General features: G+C 39.3%; 18 protein-coding genes. 12 read left to right on the top strand and 6 right to left on the bottom strand.

Going from position 1 to position 19,593, the window contains the following annotated elements; all coding sequences use genetic code 11:
- Positions 1-8: 8 nt before the first annotated feature.
- From H8S90_RS19165 to H8S90_RS19155, 3 genes are all read right to left on the bottom strand, one after another.
- Positions 9-563, bottom strand: a complete 555-nt coding sequence (locus tag H8S90_RS19165; protein ID WP_187339423.1) for a NifU family protein — start codon at positions 561-563, stop codon at positions 9-11.
- Between the two features lie 87 nt (positions 564-650).
- Entirely contained in the window at positions 651-1,997 is a 1,347-nt protein-coding gene (purB, locus tag H8S90_RS19160) for an adenylosuccinate lyase (protein WP_187339422.1), read from the bottom strand.
- A 134-nt stretch (positions 1,998-2,131) separates the two neighbouring features.
- The gene (locus tag H8S90_RS19155) at positions 2,132-2,317 is read right to left on the bottom strand and encodes a hypothetical protein (protein WP_187339421.1); all 186 of its coding nucleotides are present in this window, start codon (positions 2,315-2,317) and stop codon (positions 2,132-2,134) included.
- Positions 2,318-2,708: 391 nt separating this feature from the next.
- On the opposite strand from H8S90_RS19155, the gene H8S90_RS19150 reads away from it, so the two are divergent.
- The 5 genes from H8S90_RS19150 (at position 2,709) to H8S90_RS19130 (ending at position 10,441) form a co-directional block, all read left to right on the top strand.
- Entirely contained in the window at positions 2,709-3,269 is a 561-nt protein-coding gene (locus H8S90_RS19150; protein WP_187339420.1) for an RNA polymerase sigma factor, read from the top strand.
- Between the two features lie 12 nt (positions 3,270-3,281).
- Positions 3,282-4,379: a S1C family serine protease gene (locus H8S90_RS19145; protein ID WP_187339419.1), complete on the top strand. Its 1,098-nt coding sequence runs from the start codon at positions 3,282-3,284 to the stop codon at positions 4,377-4,379.
- Positions 4,380-4,572: 193 nt separating this feature from the next.
- On the top strand, positions 4,573-5,337 hold the full coding sequence (locus H8S90_RS19140) for a class I SAM-dependent methyltransferase (RefSeq protein WP_187339418.1): 765 nt from the start codon (positions 4,573-4,575) through the stop codon (positions 5,335-5,337).
- A 98-nt stretch (positions 5,338-5,435) separates the two neighbouring features.
- Positions 5,436-8,699, top strand: coding sequence for a S41 family peptidase (locus H8S90_RS19135; protein ID WP_187339417.1), 3,264 nt, complete (start codon positions 5,436-5,438; stop codon positions 8,697-8,699).
- A gap of 95 nt (positions 8,700-8,794) precedes the next feature.
- Complete coding sequence (locus H8S90_RS19130) at positions 8,795-10,441, top strand: amidohydrolase (RefSeq protein WP_187339416.1); 1,647 nt, start codon at positions 8,795-8,797, stop codon at positions 10,439-10,441.
- A 155-nt stretch (positions 10,442-10,596) separates the two neighbouring features.
- Here the strand turns inward: H8S90_RS19130 and H8S90_RS19125 are convergent, their stop codons facing one another.
- A complete protein-coding gene (locus H8S90_RS19125) occupies positions 10,597-11,625 on the bottom strand; it encodes an alpha/beta hydrolase (protein WP_187339415.1) in 1,029 nt (342 codons plus the stop codon).
- Between the two features lie 257 nt (positions 11,626-11,882).
- On the opposite strand from H8S90_RS19125, the gene H8S90_RS19120 reads away from it, so the two are divergent.
- From H8S90_RS19120 to H8S90_RS19110, 3 genes are all read left to right on the top strand, one after another.
- Positions 11,883-13,016, top strand: coding sequence for a Re/Si-specific NAD(P)(+) transhydrogenase subunit alpha (locus tag H8S90_RS19120; protein ID WP_187339414.1), 1,134 nt, complete (start codon positions 11,883-11,885; stop codon positions 13,014-13,016).
- Complete coding sequence (locus tag H8S90_RS19115; protein WP_187339413.1) at positions 13,013-13,300, top strand: NAD(P) transhydrogenase subunit alpha; 288 nt, start codon at positions 13,013-13,015, stop codon at positions 13,298-13,300. The genes H8S90_RS19120 and H8S90_RS19115 overlap by 4 nt, the downstream gene beginning before the upstream one ends.
- A gap of 68 nt (positions 13,301-13,368) precedes the next feature.
- On the top strand, positions 13,369-14,760 hold the full coding sequence (locus tag H8S90_RS19110) for an NAD(P)(+) transhydrogenase (Re/Si-specific) subunit beta (protein WP_187339412.1): 1,392 nt from the start codon (positions 13,369-13,371) through the stop codon (positions 14,758-14,760).
- 200 nt (positions 14,761-14,960) lie between these two features.
- Here H8S90_RS19110 and H8S90_RS19105 read toward each other — a convergent pair whose 3' ends face one another.
- Positions 14,961-15,938, bottom strand: a complete 978-nt coding sequence (locus H8S90_RS19105) for a GlxA family transcriptional regulator (protein ID WP_187343108.1) — start codon at positions 15,936-15,938, stop codon at positions 14,961-14,963.
- A gap of 142 nt (positions 15,939-16,080) precedes the next feature.
- Between H8S90_RS19105 and H8S90_RS19100 the strand changes: the two genes are divergently transcribed.
- Together H8S90_RS19100 and H8S90_RS19095 are read left to right on the top strand one after the other, a co-directional pair.
- Positions 16,081-16,506 carry an SRPBCC family protein gene (locus tag H8S90_RS19100; RefSeq protein WP_187339411.1) on the top strand — a complete coding sequence of 142 codons (426 nt, stop codon included), beginning with the start codon at positions 16,081-16,083 and terminating at the stop codon, positions 16,504-16,506.
- 19 nt (positions 16,507-16,525) lie between these two features.
- Complete coding sequence (locus H8S90_RS19095) at positions 16,526-16,900, top strand: DoxX family protein (protein WP_187339410.1); 375 nt, start codon at positions 16,526-16,528, stop codon at positions 16,898-16,900.
- A 229-nt stretch (positions 16,901-17,129) separates the two neighbouring features.
- On the opposite strand, the gene H8S90_RS19090 is transcribed toward H8S90_RS19095, so the two are convergent.
- Entirely contained in the window at positions 17,130-18,341 is a 1,212-nt protein-coding gene (locus tag H8S90_RS19090) for an IS1182 family transposase (protein ID WP_187343107.1), read from the bottom strand.
- A gap of 64 nt (positions 18,342-18,405) precedes the next feature.
- Here H8S90_RS19090 and H8S90_RS19085 point away from each other — a divergent pair, with 64 nt between their 5' ends.
- Both H8S90_RS19085 and H8S90_RS19080 read left to right on the top strand, forming a co-directional pair.
- Positions 18,406-18,705 (top strand): transposase, encoded by a 300-nt coding sequence (locus H8S90_RS19085; protein WP_187339052.1) that lies wholly within the window; start codon positions 18,406-18,408, stop codon positions 18,703-18,705.
- On the top strand, positions 18,618-19,568 hold the full coding sequence (locus tag H8S90_RS19080; RefSeq protein WP_187342851.1) for an IS3 family transposase: 951 nt from the start codon (positions 18,618-18,620) through the stop codon (positions 19,566-19,568). Before H8S90_RS19085 ends, H8S90_RS19080 begins: the two co-directional genes overlap by 88 nt.
- The last annotated feature ends 25 nt before the right edge of the window (positions 19,569-19,593 follow it).

Genomic DNA, 19,593 nt, shown 5'->3' with positions numbered 1-19,593 from the left:
TTGTCTATTTACATCGCTTCTGCTACAACTTCTTGTACCTCGGGTACCATTCTTTTCAATAAACCTTCTATACCAGCCTTAAGTGTGATTGTTGATGATGGGCAACCACTACATGAGCCTCTTAATTCTACAGTTACAACTCCTTCATCAAAAGATTTATATGCGATAGCACCTCCATCTTGCTCTACAGCAGGCCTAACATAGTCGTGTAGTACCTGTTGTATTTTAATTTCTGTTTCTGAACCCTCAAAATCGATATTTTGATCTGTGGCGACTTCTTGAATAAGCAATTCTGCTTCAACCGCACCTTTTACAAAATCCTTTAATATAGGTAAAATATCATCCCAATCGCTGTCTTCAGACTTCGTTATGGTTACGAAATTACTGGCAAAAAAAACTCCATTGACAAAATTGAACTTAAAAAGTTCTCTTGCAAAGGGAGAGCTTTGAGCCTTTTCTTTATCAGGGAAATCCAAGCTTCCGTTGTATAATAATTTATTCACCAGAAACTTCATAGTCGCCGGGTTGGGAGTACTCTCTGTATAGACGTTAATTGTAGCCATTTTTTAATTTTAATTTAATATAACAAAACTACTAAAATATAACAGCTTCGCCGTCAGTTGTTCGTCAAAGTTGTATCGTCGTGCCTGTTAAGATATACCGGTATATGTCCAAGGTGTTATTTGTTTTAATTCCAGTTTTATCTCGTCGGTGATATCAAGATTTTCAATAAAATGTGCAATTGATTGTTCGTTGATAGCGTCATTGGTTCTGGTAAGATCTTTCAGCGCTTCATAAGGTTTAGGGTAACCTTCCCGTCTTAAAATAGTTTGTATCGCTTCTGCAACAACGGCCCAATTTTTCTCCAGATCGGTTTTGATCACCTCTTCATTTAATATAAGTTTATTTAGACCGCGTAAGATAGACTTGCAGGCGATTAAGGTATGTGCAAAAGGAACACCGATATTACGTAACACTGTAGAATCAGTTAAATCCCGTTGTAACCTTGAAATGGGAAGCTTAGCCGCCAAATGTTCGAAGATAGCATTTGCTAAACCTAAGTTGCCTTCGGCATTTTCAAAGTCAATTGGATTCACTTTATGCGGCATAGCGGAGGAGCCTATTTGTCCAGCTATTATCTGTTGCTTGAAATAATCCATTGAGATATAGGTCCAAATATCTCGACATAAGTCAATCAAAACATTGTTGATCCGTTTTAAGCAATCGCACTGCGACGCAAAATTGTCATAGTGTTCAATCTGTGTAGTTCTTTGCGATCGATGTAACCCCAATTGGTTGTTTACGAAATTGTTTCCAAAAGCCACCCAGTCGTAATCAGGATAGGCTACATGGTGCGCATTAAAATTACCTGTGGCACCTCCAAACTTGGCTGAAAATGGAATGTTTTCCAATTGTACTAGCTGAACTTCCAACCGCTCTACAAAAACTTCAATTTCTTTTCCTAAACGTGTTGGAGATGCGGGTTGCCCATGTGTTTTTGCCAACATTGGTATCTGTCGCCAGGAAATAACTAAGTTACGCAAAACGCTTACGACTTCCTCGATATTTGGAAAATATACTTTCGTAAGCGCTTCTCTCCAAGAGTACGGGATAGCTGTGTTATTGATATCTTGAGAAGTAAGCCCAAAATGGATAAATTCTTTTAAATCATCTAAACCGAGCAAATCAAATTTCTCTTTAACAAAATATTCTACAGCCTTGACATCATGATTAGTCGTTTTTTCAAACTCCTTAACTTGAGCAGCATCTTCGTCTGAGAAATGTCTATATACATCTCGCAGTTTTTCCCTATTGCTGTTGTCAAAAGCATTAAGTTGAGGGATTTTACTATCAACCAGTGCTAGAAAATATTCAATTTCAACAAACACCCTGTACTTGATCAATGCTGCTTCGGAGAAATACGAAGACAACGCTTTTGTTGCGTTGTGGTAACGTCCGTCTATTGGAGATATCGCTGTTAGAGAAGTTAATGCCATCTTTATGAGAACTATAAATAATAAAGCGCAAAGTTATAAAAATAGCCTTAACCTACAGCAGTAATGTAAAACAAAAAGGCCACACAAATTATGTACGGCCTTTATATTCTTTCGAAATGTAATAGTGAGAAAAACTACCCTATAGTATCGGTAGTAATAGTAGTATCAGTCTCGATTACTGTAGTATCTGGTTCGCTAGGAGTTATAATAGTAGTTGTATCAGCAGCTTCTTCTGTGTTTTCTCCTGTGTTAGAATCACATGCTGCTACTGTTAAAGCTAAAGCTAGGCCTAAAAAACCGAATTTGAATAAATTTTTCATTGTTAATTTTCTTTTCTGATTTAAATAAAAAATTGTTTATTTATTACTTTATACCGCATTTGTAAAAAGGTAACCCAAAAAATAAAAAAAGATATTTTTTGTTCTTTATCACTTTTGCGGTTGCAAATATGAGTATATTTTTGGTATTTCCAAGGTTTAGATTAGATATTTGCAATATGTCAGAGGCCATTTTATTTCCGTACTTTTGCCGAAGTGCATGGAGTATAAAAGCGCATTCAATTAGTTTAGTAAAGGCTATGGCTATTATATATTGAGAATTTGTTTAATTAGGAGATAAAATACTTCTCAATTTTCTGCTATTAGTTGCTTGTGGGGAAAATAAAAAAATGTACTTTAATGGGTTACTATTTGCATATTGATGTATTAACTAGTGAGTAAAGAAGAGAGACATACACTATCTGAGGATAACGATATAATAACCGGAATACTTAAGGGGAAAAAAGGAAGTCTTGAAAAACTGTATGAAATCAATTTCCCTGTGGTGACGCGAATGATATTGAATAACGGTGGAGATATTGATGATGCGAAGGATGTATTTCAGGAGGCAGTCATTATATTGTATGATAAAGTGACTTGTGGGGACTTTAAGTTAAATAGTAAGCTCAAAACATATGTTTACTCCGTGAGCAGGAATTTGTGGTTAAAAAAACTTACAAGAAAAGGTGTTTTTACAAATATCAAGGATTACGAAGAGCGAATGGTAGTAGACGATGATTTAGAAAAACATCATGAAAAAGATCAGCAATTTACGTTGATGGAAAATGCCCTGGTTCGTCTAGGCGAACCATGTAAAACAATTATTGAAGATTTTTATATTCACAATTTGAGCATGCAGGAAATCTGTGAGAAATTCGGTTATACAAATACAGATAATGCAAAAAATCAAAAGTATAAGTGTTTACAACGGTTAAAAAAATTATTCTTTAGTTAATGGAATAAAGAGATGAAAAGTGATCAGGAATTTTTAAATCAAGTGGAGGCCTATTTAAGAGGTGATCTAAATGATTCGGACAATTTGCGGTTTGAGGATCTACTTTCTAAAGACCAGGCTCGCCGTGATCAGTTCAACGAACATCGTGCGTTTATGGAAGGATTACACACTTATGGTGGACGAATTAATCTACAGCATAAACTAGATGATATTCATGCAAATTTAGATATAGAGTCAATCATAGAAAATGCTCTGCCTAGGAAGACGTTGGTTGTTCGCTTATGGGATAAATATAAAATCAATTCCCTTGTTGCCGCGTCGGTCGCGATTTTAGCAGTATTCTCTACTTTATGGCTTACAGGTTTTTATGCTAAAGACGATGCTTCTCAATATATCGCTTTACGACGCGATATGAATAATATCCGTCAAAATGTGAAAGCCCAGAACGCGTTGATTAAAGATATTAATAGAAATCAGGGAGGTATAGCAACGCCAAGCCATTATGGCGCAACAGGTTTCGCCCTATCTTCAAATGGTTATATAATGACTACTTATCACGTAATCAAAGGTGCTGATTCCGTTTATATTCAGAATAATACCGGTGATTCCTATAAAGTAAAAGTCGTTTTTACAGATCCCGCTTATGATATTGCTGTTTTGCAAATTATTGATGAAGAGTTCAAAGATTTAGGCCATCTACCTTATACATTTAAGCAACACACAACGGATATAGGAGAAGATGTATATACGATTGGATTTCCCAGAGAAGAAGCCGTCTATGGAAGGGGATATTTGAGTAGCAATACGGGATATAGCGGAGATACAGTAGCTTATCAGGTGTCAATTCCGGTTAATCCAGGAAATAGTGGTGGTCCGGTTTTGGATAATAGAGGTAATATAATTGGTGTAATAAACAGTAAGCAAACAGAAACAGATGGCGCCGCGTTTGCAATCAAAGCTGATTATGTCTTGAAAGCTATTGAAAGTATTCCTGAAGATAGTTTGGAGAAGAAGATTCAGATTAATAAGAAAAATTCTTTATCGAACTTATCGAGAACAGAACAAATAAAAAAAGTGCAGGATTATATTTATATGGTCAAAGTGTATTAATAGATTCTGTATAATAATATTAGCAGGCCCTCATACTAAATATGGGGGCTTTTTTGTAGCCAACAATCGAGAATTGATTTTTATAGAATAAAAACTTATTTTAGATGACATACGTTTCACCCATAAAACTTATCTTCCTTCTATGACTTATATTAATATATAAATATATAGGTTGATAAAGTAAGCAATTTAGATGAATACATTTTCCGACAATATTAATAGATTTAATGATCGCGCTGACAACTATGATAGGTTCCGACCAGGATATCCCCAGCAGCTGCTGCAATATATTTATGAACATAATAAATTAGAAGCTCATCACATTGTTGTTGAAATGGGAGCAGGTACGGGAATATTATCACAAGAATTGATTAAATGGCCTGGGAAACTAATAGCAATAGAACCAAATGATGAGATGCGTGAAAAGGCTATCAATTCATTAGGTCATGCCGAACATTGCTCGGTTCTGGGATCAACGGCCGAAAATACCGGTTTAGCAGATAACTCCGTTGACTTAATCATATGTGCACAGTCTTTTCATTGGTTTGATGCCGAAAAATGCAAAATTGAATTTAAACGTATACTAAAATATCGTAAGAAAGCAGCAATTATTTGGAATATTAGGAGTGCCGAAACAGCTTTTGAGCGGGCTTATGAGGAATTTATATTGGAGTTTTCGATAGACTATGAAGAAGTTAAAAAGAGAGAACAGCGTGGAAACAACCTTCATTTTTTTTTCTACCAAGGCGTATTTGAAGAAAGAACGTTTATTTATGATACTTATTTAACCTTTGAGCAACTATTAGGCAGAACTTTATCATATTCTTATATGCCAAATTATGGACACCAACAACTGCCAAATATGGTAGATGCGCTGAAGGTATTGTTTGATAAATACAGCACGAATAATATTATCGGACTTTCATATAAAACGAGATTATTTATGGGAGAACTGTAAAACTTCTAAAATGTTACAATGTTGCATTATTAGGGCTCGTTTGCTTTTTACATTTTTACCTATGTTTGTGATAACTAATAATCATAACTTAGTATCACATGAAAAAAACATTAACTAATCTAAAAGTATTCCTTTCAGTATTTTTATTAATTACAGCAACTTCTTATAGCCTAGCCCAAACAGAGGCGTTGTGGTTAAGATACCCGGCTATCTCCCCAGATGGGACCTCCATTGTTTTTGGTTATCAAGGTAATTTGTATCGCGTCGATTCAAAAGGCGGAAACGCGGTAGCACTTACTATTGGCAATTCATATAGCATGATGCCTGTGTGGAGCCCTGATGGGAAATTCATTGCGTTCGCTAATAATAGATACGGTAATTTTGATGTGTTTGTAATGCCAGCTACTGGAGGTAAAGCTGTCCGACTAACGTTCAATAGCGCTAACGACTATCCGTACGATTTTACACCTGATAATAATGAGGTTGTTTTTGGAAGTGCTCGTCAAGCGCCCGCCGAAAGTATTAGATTTCCCAGTATCCGTCTCTTCCAAAATTTATACAGTGTGAAGATAACTGGAGGCAGACCAATGCTAATAAGTGCCGCTGGTGTTGAACATGCACACTTTAACAAAGATGGGAGTCAGCTTGTATTTCAGGATCGAAAAGGATACGAAGATCCTTGGCGTAAGCACCATACTTCATCGGTTACAAGAGATATTTGGTTATACGATTTAAACAACAAGTCTTATGAACCGCTAACAAATGAAGAAATCGAACACCGTGAACCGGTTTTTAGCAACGACGGTCAATATGTGTATTACTTAAGTGAAAAAGACGGTACGTTAAATGTATACAAGAAAGGGGTTAAATTAAAAATTGCTGATCAGCAGTTGACTAATTTTTCAAACAATCCGGTGCGGCATTTGAGTATTTCGAAAAACAACATGTTGGCTTTCAGTCAAGATGGCTCTATTTATACCTTAAAGGAAGGAGAGGATCCACAAAAGCTGACCGTTTATGTTAATACAGATGGTGGACAATACGTAACGGCCAACACTCCAATCAATGGGCAAGTCAATCAATTCAAGCTAAGCCCCGATGGCAAGCAGATTGCTTATGTAAGTAGGGGAGAGTTATTTGTTACAAGCGTTGAAGGAGATTTTACCAAAAGGGTCACGAACACAGCAGGGCAGGAGCGAATGGTACAATGGTCGCCAGATGGTAAATCTTTAATTTATGCAGCTGAACGTGAGCGCAAGGGGTGGGGCATTTATCAAACGACTGTTGTAAATGAAAATGAACGTTATTTTTTTAATGCAACTGTACTAAAAGAAGAGCCTCTCATTATTGGAAATACCGATAATTTTCTTCCTAAATTTTCACCCGATGGCAAATCCATTGCTTATATCGAAGAACGTAATCTACTGAAAGTGTACCAAATAGAAAGTAAAAAAACGATCACAGTTTTACCCAAGGGAAATAATCATTCGTATGCAGATGGTGATTGGGGGTTTGAGTGGAGTCCGGATAGCAAATGGTTATTGGTAGACGATCAACGTGGTTATTTTAGCATGAGTAATACAGCGCTGATAAAAGCAGATGGTTCGGGAGATATTCAGCATCCTATACTTAGTGGTTTTGGTGAAAGCGGTGCTCGCTGGCAGATGAAAGGTAGGCTTATTACTTGGTTAAGTAGCAAGTATGGTAGGAAATCGTTGGCTTTTCAGGGAAGTAGGGAGTTAGATGTATTCGGTGTTTTTGTGGATCAAGAAGCCTATGATAAATTCAAGTTAAGTAAGGACGAGTTTAACTTAGTGAAAGAAAAAGAAGAAAAGGAAAAAGAAGGTTCTGATGACAAAGAGAACGATAAGAAAAAAGAAAAGAAAGATACGGAAAAAAAAGACGAAGAACCTCTTCTTTTGAACCTCGACAATTTAAAAGAGAGAGAGATTAGGTTTACTATCAATAGCTCGTCCATAAGTGATTACGTATTAACAAAAGACGGGAGTAAACTGTACTATTTAACGGCTTTTGAGAAAGGATATGATCTCTGGGTTACAGAACCTCGTACTAAAGAGACAAAAATTCTAGCTAAACTGGGAGGAAGTCCCAGCGGTATAGCTATTAGTGACGACGAAAAGAATTTATTCGTTACTAACCGTGGAAATATTGTAAAAGTAGAAGCCTCTGGCGGGAAAATTACACCGATAAGCAGTAAAGGAGAAATAATGCTGGATGCAGCTTCAGAACGCAGTTATATCTTCGATCATGCGTGGTTACAAGTAAAAAAGAAATTTTACGATCCGACTATACATGGATTGGATTGGGAAGAATACTATGAAATATACCGTCGTTTTCTTCCACATATTAATAACAATTTTGATTTTCAGGAATTGTTGAGTGAACTGTTGGGGGAACTGAATGCTTCGCATACTGGAGGAAGGTTCACCCCTGAATATAATAATCCGGATATCACCGCTGCACTGGGTTTGTTATACGACGAAACCTTTAGTGGGCATGGCTTGAAAATTTCTGAAGTGATCATGGGAGGCCCATTAGACAAAGCGTCATCAAAAATTGATGCTGGAAGCATTATAGAAGAAATTGACGGAGACATCATAGCGGATAGTATTGATTGGGCAAAATTCTTAAATCGTAAAGAAGGGCAATATATAAACATCAGAGGAAAGAATTCGCAAGGAACAGTTTTTAACGAAACCGTAAAACCTATTACATTAAATGAGGAAATAGCATTAATGTATAAGCGATGGGTGAAGGGACGTAAAGAATATGTACATAAACTAAGCGACGGACGCTTAGGTTATGTACACGTTGAGGGAATGAATGACGCAAGTTTTCGGGAGGTTTACGACAAGGTTATGGGAGAAAATAGAGATAAAGAAGCGCTGGTGGTTGACACAAGATTCAATGGTGGTGGGTGGCTTCACGACGATTTAAACACTTTTTTAAGTGGGAAAGAATACCTGAAATTTGCTCCACAGGGCGAAATCCTAAATGGCGGAGAACCAATGTCGCGCTGGAATAAACCCAGTATAGTGGTTATGAGCGAAGGGAACTACAGTGACGCATTTATTTTTCCTTATATATATAAACAAAATGGTCTTGGTAAATTAGTAGGTATGCCGGTACCGGGTACCGGTACAGCCGTGTGGTGGGAAACACAGATCGATCCTACGTTGGTTTTTGGTATCCCCATGGTAGGTACAATTGGTGCTGAAAACCGCCCCACAGAAAATTTACAAGTTGAACCAGATATCAGGACTCCACTCCCATATGGAGACTTTCTAAAAGGAAACGATCCACAATTAGAAACTGCTGTACAAGAGCTCTTGAAGAAATAGCTATCTGCAGTAGATATCATGTTAATCCCATGGCATAATATCCATGGGATTTTTTATTTTTATACAAAAATCCTCTACAGATAAATTTTATTCCAATGAGAAATTATCCCTTTGTTTTAGCGCTAATATTACTAGCAGTATTGTTTGTAGCATGTAAGCAAAAAAAAGTTGCTGACCTCATCATACATAATGCAGTGATTTATACTGTCGATTCGGCCTTTAGCGTTCAGGAAGCTATGGCCATTAAAGACGGGAAATTTTTAACGATAGGCAGTAACGAAGAGATCATGAATAATTATGAAAGTGGCCAACAGGTAGATGCAGATGGAAGAACCATATATCCGGGCTTTTATGATGCACATTGCCATTTCTTCGGATTTGCCCAACGGTTGCACCAGGTTGATCTAGTGGGTACTTCCTCAGAAGAAGAGCTCGTAGCGCGGGTACAGGCATTTCGAGAGAAACACCCTAATGATCTTTGGATAACAGGGGGAGGTTGGGACCAAAACAGATGGACCGGTAAAAAATTTCCTACCCATGAGGCGTTAAGCAAGGCTTTTCCGGATGTACCGGTATACTTAAGAAGAGTTGATGGACATGCCGCATTAGCAAATAAAAAAGCTCTTGAACTGGCAGGAGTTACAGTGGGTAGACAACCTTCTGGTGGGCTTATCGAACAGCGAAACGGTCAGCTTACTGGTATGCTGATTGATAACGCTATGCGCTTGGTACAGGAAAAAATTCCTCACCCAAGTACCGAAGAAATGAGCAGTAGACTTCTAGCAGCAGAAAAGGCCTGTTTAGCAGTAGGCTTAACAACACTGGCGGACGCAGGTCTGGGAGAAGAAGAAATCGCTTTACTTCATAAATTATATAATGAAGGGAAATTGAATATACGGGAGTATGCGATGATCATGTTGAATCCTTCTTCGCTTGAAGAAGTGCTGGCTAAAGGGATATATACCAGTGAACATCTCGACGTTCGTTCTTTTAAGATAGTAGGAGATGGGGCATTAGGTTCGAGAGGTGCTTGTTTACTGGAACCTTACGCAGATCATGCTAGTCAGGGTTTTCTGTTGACTTCGCCGCAGGAATTGGAGACCGTGATCTCGAAGGTTGCCAAAAGTGATTTCCAGTTAAATATCCATGCCATCGGAGATTCTACCAATAGATTGGTACTCGATTTGTTTAATAAATATTTAGATAGCCAGCAGGATAGGCGATGGCGTGTCGAGCATGCTCAGATTCTTTCAGCCCGCGATTTCGAAAAATTTGCTAGAGGTATTATTCCATCTATACAACCAACACATGCCACTTCTGATATGAACTGGGCCATCGATCGTATTGGAAAAGAGCGGCTAAAAAATGCTTATGCCTATAAGCAACTATTAGAGGTAGCTGGCAGTGTAGCCATTGGCAGTGATTTTCCGGTGGAAGATATTAATCCATTGTATGGTTTCCATGCAGCGGTTGCGAGGGTTGATGAACAGGGTATGCCGAGTGGTGGCTTTCAAATAGAGCATGCATTAAGTAGAGAAGAAGCATTGAAAGGGATGACTATCTGGGCTGCCTACGCGTGTTTTCAGAATGATTCGCGTGGTAGTATTGAAGAGGGGAAACTGGCCGATTTTGTGATGTTAAACAACGACATCATGAAAATTCCTTTAGAGGACTTAAGAGACGTTGATGTACTGCAAACGTTCATTGGAGGGGAGTCTGTTTTCAAGAAGGAAGACAAATAAACCTGTTTTTTGTGGCTCATTGCCATAGAGATTCCTTTGTGAAGACTGTTTGTGCGTTAATAAAGCATATATGGTTTTCAAAAGGGTCATAAGTATAAAGTGGGGTTTACTAAAGGTATATAAAGTAATTCACGAATGATGACGAAGTATACACATTACCGGTTATCGATGAAGTTTTTAATTTCACTAATTAATTGTGTTCTTCCCTTTTCTGGTCTATCCAGGAAAACATAATGAGTGCCCGGTATTTCAACAATTCGTTTTCGTTCCGTATTTACCAATGCTTTTTCAATGGCAACCAAGTCTGATGGTCGAGACCAGAAGTCGAGATCACTTCTGATGATTAAAGTCGGACAGGTAATATCTGCTGCATCCCAGTATTTTTTTCCTAAGGACATATAAAAACTTTCTTCTTGATAACCTCCGGGAACGTATAAAATATTAGAATCGGGATGGAAGCTAGTAGCTGTATTTCGGTAAGCCTCCATTACCAAAGAATCTCTCCAATCATTTTTTACTTCAATGGGTATAGTCGCATTCCACTGTCTGACGAGACCAACTTTATCCGATGTCCGAAAATGATCGCTTTTATTGAATTGACTGGTATCCTCTTCTTTCCCAAAAGCGGCTCTCAATGGCCATGGAGCATTCACACTGTATAAGGAGTTTAACGAAATAAAATGACTTACCTTTTCGGAATTTCTAGTGGCATAATAACCTCCCCAATGTCCACCGGTTGCCCAGCCAAAAAGAGAGACTTTATCTATCTGTTCTTTTTCCCTGATAAACTCAACTACTGCGTCGATATCATCGAAAGCTTCTTCGTAATTACCGGTAACTATAGTCGAATCATGCTTGTCATAATCAGGATAAGTGGATAGTTCCCACCCCCTAATATCCATTATGTATACTTTAATACCCTGTGCGGCCAAGTCTCTTGCGAGAGAACCATGAGGGATGTCCAAGTCAAAAGATGCTATTGCTCCAGGTCCTCCACCGTGTACGAGCAGTAGTGGATAAGGACTGATTGGTGTTTTATCATCCAACTTAAATTCTCTAACAAATAACCTCACACTGTCGGTACTTTCTATGAAGTGATCCTCGTATGTTATTTGCTTTTCTTTACCCGCTTGTGAGCACGCACCGAATAAAATCACGCCTAATAATATAACACGTATTACCATTTTTATAAGCAATTTTTAACATAAAACGGTCATCCCGTTATTGGTATTGTTCGCTTTGTCTAATATTAAAATAAAAATAAGTAATCTACGGTTAATTCTAAAACAACCCCATTAATGTAAATTTTTTAGGTAATTTTCATTATAAATGAATGAAATCCTTTGTTCTTTGAAAAGAAAATAACATTTTAGTTCTTCATAAGAAACGTCAAATTGCCGATGACGTCATAACTAACAGTTATAACTTAAATTTATCGAATTTGAAACTAGCCGTAGTCAAAGAAACCAAAGTACCTGAAAGTCGGGTGGCGATTACGCCAGAAGCTATCAAACCACTAATTAAAGCAGGTTTTTCGTGTTTTATTGAAAGTGGTGCCGGGTTATTATCAGGATTCAGTGATGAACTCTATCAAAAGGCCGGAGCAGAAATTATTTCAGATAAATCCATTTTATTGCAGCAAACACAAGTCCTATTAAAGGTAAATGCTCCTACTCCAGCAGAGTTGGAATTATTGCCCTATGGGAGCACTACGATATCCTTACTATACGCTTACACGATCCCCGATTTAGTAGCACTTCTGAACAAAAAACGTATTTCTGCCTTTGCGATCGATGCTGTGCCACGGATATCCAGGGCACAGAAAATGGATGCGCTGAGTTCGCAGGCCAATCTAGCGGGCTATAAAGCAGTGATTCTAGGGGCAAATGCCCTGGGCAAAATATTTCCGCTGATGATGACGGCCGCTGGTACTATCACCCCTGCTAAAGTGCTTATCTTCGGAGCTGGAGTTGCCGGGCTGCAGGCCATCGCTACCGCCAAACGGCTCGGAGCAGTCGTAGAAGTGACGGATGTACGCCCCGAAACAAAGGAACAGGTAGAATCTTTGGGTGGACGTTTCTTGCAAGTAGAAGGTGAAGGAGTTCAAATTGCGGGTGGTTACGCACGTGAAGTTTCTGCCGAATATCTCCAGAAGCAACAAGATTTAGTTGCCATGCATGTCGCTGACGCCGACTTGATTATTACAACTGCATTGGTGATAGGAAAAAAAGCACCTGTGCTGGTTACCGAAAAAATGATACAAACCATGAAACCAGGTTCAGTCATCGTTGATATGGCCGTGGAGTCTGGTGGCAACTGCGCGCTTAGTGAAGCCGGAAAAACAGTCGTAAAGTACGGTGTAAGCATTATCGGAGAAACAAATCTGCCTGCTCTGCTTCCAGTAAATGCCAGCGGACTGTATGCTCGCAATATCAGCACCCTATTATTGCACTTGGCCGATAAAGAAGGTTTCAAATTGGAATTGGAAGAAGACATTACCAAAGGTTCGTTGATCACTCACGAAGGAAAGTTAATTCATCAATTTACTAAAGAAATATTAGAAAAAAAATCATGACAGCAGACACCCTCTTGATCTTGTTATACATCTTAGTTCTGGCCGGGTTTATCGGTTTTGAATTGATCTCAAAAGTACCACCTACACTGCATACGCCTTTATTGTCTGCAACAAACGCCATAGCTGGTATCACCATCGTAGGTGCTTTACTGTCTTCCGGATCTTTGGGTTGGCCGACAAGTAAAATATTAGGTCTTACGGCATTATTCCTCGCCACACTTAATGTAGTGAGTGGGTATGTGGTTACCGATCGCATGTTGCAAATGTTTAAAAAGAAAAAGTAAAAACCAAGATGTTAAATGCAGCAGAAAAAAAGTAAACTTACCCTTTCAAGGACGTAATTAGGAGAGAAATGGACAACACGCTACTCATACGGACTGCATACTTAATAGCTGCGGTCCTTTTTATCGTAGGTATCAAAATGCTTGGTAAAACACCTACAGCCAGAAGAGGAAATACGCTATCTGCTACAGCCATGCTTATTGCGATATTGGCCACCTTACTAGATACCCAAATATTGCGTTTTTCAGAAATATTTGTCACTATACTGGTTGCTTCCGCCATTGGCGTATATGCCGCCCGAAAAGTAGAAATGACCTCAATGCCCGAAATGATCGCATTGCTCAACGGCTTTGGAGGTCTTGCTTCTGCACTTGTGTCCACATCCGAATATTGGCGAATGACACAGGAAACAGGTATCGGAATCAATACGGTTATCGGTATTAGCATTACACTTAGTATCCTTATCGGCGCTGTCACATTTACCGGATCCATGGTGGCATTTAGCAAGTTGAAGGGGATCATGAGCGGCAAGGCCATCGTTTTTTCTGGCCAGCATTATATCAATTTGATGCTGTTAATTGCAGCGATTGTCTTTTCGATATTGCTAATTATTAATCCATCAGCCCAAATATGGGTCATCAGTATCTTGACCACTGCATTAGTTTTAGGTGTGCTCGCAGTCATCCCTATCGGAGGTGCAGATATGCCAGTAGTGATTGCCCTACTCAATTCATATACGGGTATTGCAGCAGCGGCTACCGGATTTGTCTTGAATAATAAGGCACTCATTATTACTGGTGCTATAGTTGGTACAGCGGGGCTTATCCTCACGCAAATCATGTGTAAAGCGATGAACCGCTCACTAGTTAATGTAGTGCTTGGAGGTTTTGGACAAACAACTGGATCGGGAGATAATGGGGGAGAAGACATCGTGGTGAAAGAAGTCGGTGTAGAAGAAAGCGCTATGCTTTTTGATTCGGTTTCCTCAGTTATCATTGTACCGGGATACGGCATGGCTGTGGCACAGGCCCAGCATGCAGTTCGTGAACTCTCAGAACTACTTGAAAAAAGAAATATTTCGGTGAAGTTTGCCATCCATCCAGTAGCCGGTCGCATGCCCGGCCACATGAATGTCTTATTGGCCGAAGCTAATATCCCCTATGACAAACTCATTGAAATGGATCATATAAATGATGAGTTTGCTACCACGGACATTGCACTGATCATCGGAGCGAATGATGTGGTAAACCCTGCTGCAAAAACTAATTCAGAAAGCCCTATTTTTGGCATGCCGGTATTGAATGTAGAAAATGCACAAACGGTAATTGTCTGCAAGCGGAGTATGAATGCAGGATATGCGGGTATTGAAAATGAACTCTTTGGATACCCCAATTGCCTGATGCTCTTTGGAGATGCTAAATCTTCCATCACAGCGGTGATCAACGAACTAAAAGAGATGTGATAAAGCATGGGTAAAATTGTACTGATAAAAAAGTACATGATCTGTGAGACGAGGAAAAATGCCAAGAGCAAGTTCGAACTCTTTATTGGAAGGCTTGAGGCGATTGAACCAATTGAAAGACAGCCCCAATCAACATAATTTAGATACGGACAACGTTAATCGACCTGGTTTATAAAGCCTATTTTCTCAGGCGGTAACGATCACACCTCATTTGCCACCCTTGCAAACTTATTCCTGTACTCTATTGGCGTAAGCCCTGTAATCTTTTTAAAGATATCCCTAAATGCTTTCGTGTCCGTATAACCCACATCGAACATGATTTCAGTTATATTCTTTCTTGATGCTTCAAAGAATTTTTTTGCGGCTTCTATTCTTACCCGTTGTATATATTCTATGGGTGTATTGTTGGTAGCCTCTTTAAATTTCCGTTCAAAAGTTCTACGGCCTATATGAATTAAATTCGCTAAAGTTGCTATGGATATTTTATTGTGATAATGCTTTTCAATGTAATCCTGTACTTCTTGAATATCATTGTCACCATGATTCCGTTGACCTTTGAATATCGCGAATTGAGATTGACTATCTCTCCCGATATCTAATGCAAAATATTTTGAAATCATGATTGCTGTTTCTCTATCCGCAAACTTTTCAACCAGGTATAATATTAAATTCCATAAACTGCTTGCCCCACCACTGCTGTAAATATTATCGTGTTCGGTGATTATAGCCCCATCTTCCACTTCTACATCGGGGTATCTTTCCCTAAATTCGTTGATATGAGCCCAATGTGTCGAGCATTTCTTACCATTGAGTAAACCCGTTTCGGCTAAAAGAAAAGCGCCGATGCACAAACTGGCAATACTTGAACCTTTCTCGTGCAGCTTTTTAAAGTAAGGTATCGCTTCTGCATTGGCCTGAACCCCTTTGGCGGTATCGCCAAATGCAGGTGGTATAATCAGTAGGTCCGTTTCGGTCACATCCTTGAGTAACCTATCGGTTTTTATCATGTATTCGCCATTGTTAGCAGGTACATATTCATTTAAGCCCACATATTCAACTTTGAACATGGGCTTTTTGCCAAATGTGGTTAAAAACTCATTGGCGGTATGAAAGGTTCTGAATGGCGGTGTAACGGCTTCAATTACCCCATACTCTGGTACAAAGACAGAAATCTGCATAACAACGAATGTGTTAAACCGCAAGATAAAAAATAGTTTTGTCATAATTCACCCCTAAAGTTGTCGTTTTCATAACAGCCACGGTTTTATATTCCATTGTAATTTTGAATTGTAAAATTTAATGAACAAAAATTAACTAATAATGGCACAAGTAACAAGAATTACGGTAGAAGCAACAGTAAATGCTCCCGTAGCAAAAGTTTGGAATGCTTGGAATACACCAAGTGACATTATGCAATGGAATACTCCTGACCCAAGTTGGCATACCCCAAGCAGCGAAAACGACCTGCGTGTAGGAGGTAAGTTTAAGAATAGAATGGAAGCAAAAGATGGCAGCTTCGGTTTTGACTTCGAAGGCATTTATGATAAGGTAGAACTTCATAAGGAAATTACCTACACCATGCTTGATGGGAGAAAGGCTACTACCTTGTTTACCATAAAAAATGGAAAAACCAACATAGTAACGACATTTGATGCTGAAACAGAAAATGACCCTGAATTTCAGAAACAGGGATGGCAAGCTATCTTGAACAACTTTGTTAATTATGTTGAATCAACTAATTTATAAACCATTAATCGTTATTAAGATGAAGAAGAATAAAATAATCTTTTGGGTGGCAACTACCATCATCATCCTTTGGGAAGGTGTCATGCCACTTGGTACCCTGCTGCTTGCACCGCAGCAAGCGACCGTCGGTACAAAACCTTTGGGTTATCCCGATTACTTTGCCTATACGCTTATCATCTGCAAAGTACTCGGCGTATTAGCGATATCTATTCCAACAATACCAGGCAAGTTAAAGGAATGGGCCTATGCAGGGCTCACCTTTAGTTTAATCTATGCATTCATCAGCCATGCATATGTAGATCAAAACATCGGGTTTATGCTGTTGCCATTGGTGGTGTTGGGTATTCTTGCCATTTCTTATAGCTATAACAACAAAATCCAAGCTAATGGCTGAGACAAATTAATTAAGACGTAACTAAATTTCAATAAAAATGACAGATCAAACGGTTTCAGTATACCGAGTCATCAATTAACAAATGAAATGTAGCTCTATAGCGGTTTTAAGGATGGTTCAAATCCAACAGGGAAACCCCTTCTGTTCTCATAAACAATAAAGAAGGCGTCTAAAAAGGGCGCCTTCTTTCGTTTTGTATCTACCTGTAGAGTCTATCGGTTTTAGGATGTTACTCTGCGACCAATGGTTGATAGCAGTAGTTTATCCATTTGGGGTCATAAATAAGGGGATTATTGTATTTAGGTTCGTTGTTTGGGCCTGACGAAGTTGTTTTCAGGAGCTTTTTCGACCATTTTCTCAGGTTATGCCCTATACACATCAGGGCGAACTCAATATCGACCTTTTCAAGCCCCCTCATGGTTAACCTGTTGAATCTGTTGTTGCTTTTCATCTGTCCGAAGACCGCCTCCACTTCTATGGGGCGTTTACTCCGGTGGTACTTTCCTGTTTCCGATGTTAGACGTTCGCGTGCCCTGGTCTTCAGTTCGTTCAACCGGTGGTTGACTTCGATGATCCTGTTTCCCTGCGCTTTATGGCACTGCCCCCGAAGCGGGCAGCCTTCACAGCGTTCGGCCCTGTAATAGCTCACCCGGGAACTATATCCATTGGTGCTTTTGCGTATTCCCTTACCGGCAAACTCCATCTTCTGTCCCATCGGGCACACATAGAAGTCCTGCTCTTTATGATAATACAGGTTCTGTAATAGAAAAGGATTGTTCCTCTGGTTGCGTTTCTGCTCTTTGTGGAAGTAATTATATTTCACGTAACCTTCTATGTTCTTTGATTCCAGCATTTCATAGTTCTCTTCACTTCCGTAACCGGCATCGGCCACCACCACATCGCTCTGCCTGTTATATTGATCTTCGAAGCTATCAAGATGGTCTTCCAATGTGGTGGTATCGGTGCTTGTCTGGTGGATACTGTAGTGGGTGATGAACTGTTCTTCCGTACTGATCTGCGTGTTGTAGGCCGGTTTGAGCTGCCCGTTCTGCATGTGGTCATCTTTCAGCCGCATGAAGGTGGCATCTTCATCGGTTTTGCTGTAACTGTTCCTTTCCCCCAGTGTAGCCAATTGCTTTTCGTACTTTTCCAGCCTTGGAAGATGTTCTTCCCGCAGCTTTTTAAGCTGTTTTTGGGTAGGTTTTGCTGTTGCTTTGAGCTTTTCGTTCAGTAAAGAAAGTCTGTCCCTGAGCTCATTGCTCTTAATAGGTTTGGGTGTTTCATCCCTGCCCAGTTCCGATTGGTCCTGTTTTATCTGTGATTCAATGTCCGAGAGGACCGACTGTATTTTATTTTCCAGTTTTGCTTTGTTCTTTTCCACCGAACCTTTCCATACAAAAGTGTAACGGCCTGCCGCCGATTCAATCTTTGTACCGTCTATGTACTGGTGGAGTTGCTACCTTTAAAGCGAGACAGATTTAGACAGTAATTTTAAATTTGTAGAAATGCATAGAAAATTTGATGATTCGTTTAAGATAATGGCGGTCGATTTGAGCGTTGTTAAGGGATCTGTAGCCGATGTAGCTAAGGAATTAGACATAGACCCCAGTTTACTGAGTAAATGGCGTAGAAATCCACGTTATAATGGGAATAAGGTTTTACCTGACAATCCCAAGATCAGTCCGGAGGAGCAGGAGTTAAGGATTTTACGCAAGAAATTAAGAGATACAGAATTAGAACGCGATATCTTAAAAAAGGCCATAGCCATCTTCTCCAGGGGAGACGGTCCATATACCGGTTCATAAAGGAGAACCGAGAAGTATATTCCGTAGAGAAGATGTGCGAAGTATTGAACGTTAGCAGCAGTTGTTTTTACCGTTGGCTGGTTTGGCCCGAATCCCCCAGGGAACAACGCAGTAAAGCACTTGTGGATAAAATACAGCAGGTACACAGTGACAGTAAGTATATCTATGGCAGCCCACGGATAACCGCAGAGCTGCACAAAAAAGGTGAAATGGTATCAAGAAGCTACGTAGCAAGATTGATGAAGAAACATGGGATACGAAGTAAGGTTAAGAAAAAATATAGGGTGACCACAGATTCGAGCCATAGTTATAGGATAGCTGAAAATCTCCTCCAAAGAGATTTTTCAGCGGATTCCCTATCGCAAAAATGGGTTAGCGACATTACTTACATCCATACCGGCAAAGGGTGGCTTTATCTAACAACGGTTATCGATCTGGCGGACAGAAAAGTCATTGGATGGTCTTTAAGCACCGATATGACGACTAAAAACACTTCTGTACAAGCCATCAAAATGGCTATTAGAAACCGAGGTATCAAAGATGGTCTTATCTTCCATTCGGATAGAGGGATCCAATATGCCTGCGATGAATTCAGGAGGGTAATTGTAAAAAACAAGATACTTCAAAGCATGAGTAGGAAGGCCAATTGCTGGGACAATGCAGTAGCTGAGAGCTTTTTCAAGACACTAAAGGCTGAAATGATCTACCATAGAAAATTCATCGATCAGCAATCGGCTAAATTGGAGATCTTTGGATATATTGAAGGTTTTTATAATACCAAAAGAACACATTCTGCCCTGGGATATAAAACCCCTAAGCAGATCGAAGAGATGCTATTGGAAAAAGAGAAAATGGCAGCATAAAAAAGTCTCCTATTTTAAGTTGCAA

The organism is Olivibacter sp. SDN3, assembly GCF_014334135.1.
In the GTDB taxonomy this organism is placed as follows: Bacteria; Bacteroidota; Bacteroidia; order Sphingobacteriales; family Sphingobacteriaceae; genus Olivibacter.
The sequence above is the reverse complement of the archived record's forward strand: the minus strand, read 5'-3'. Positions and strand labels throughout refer to the sequence as shown.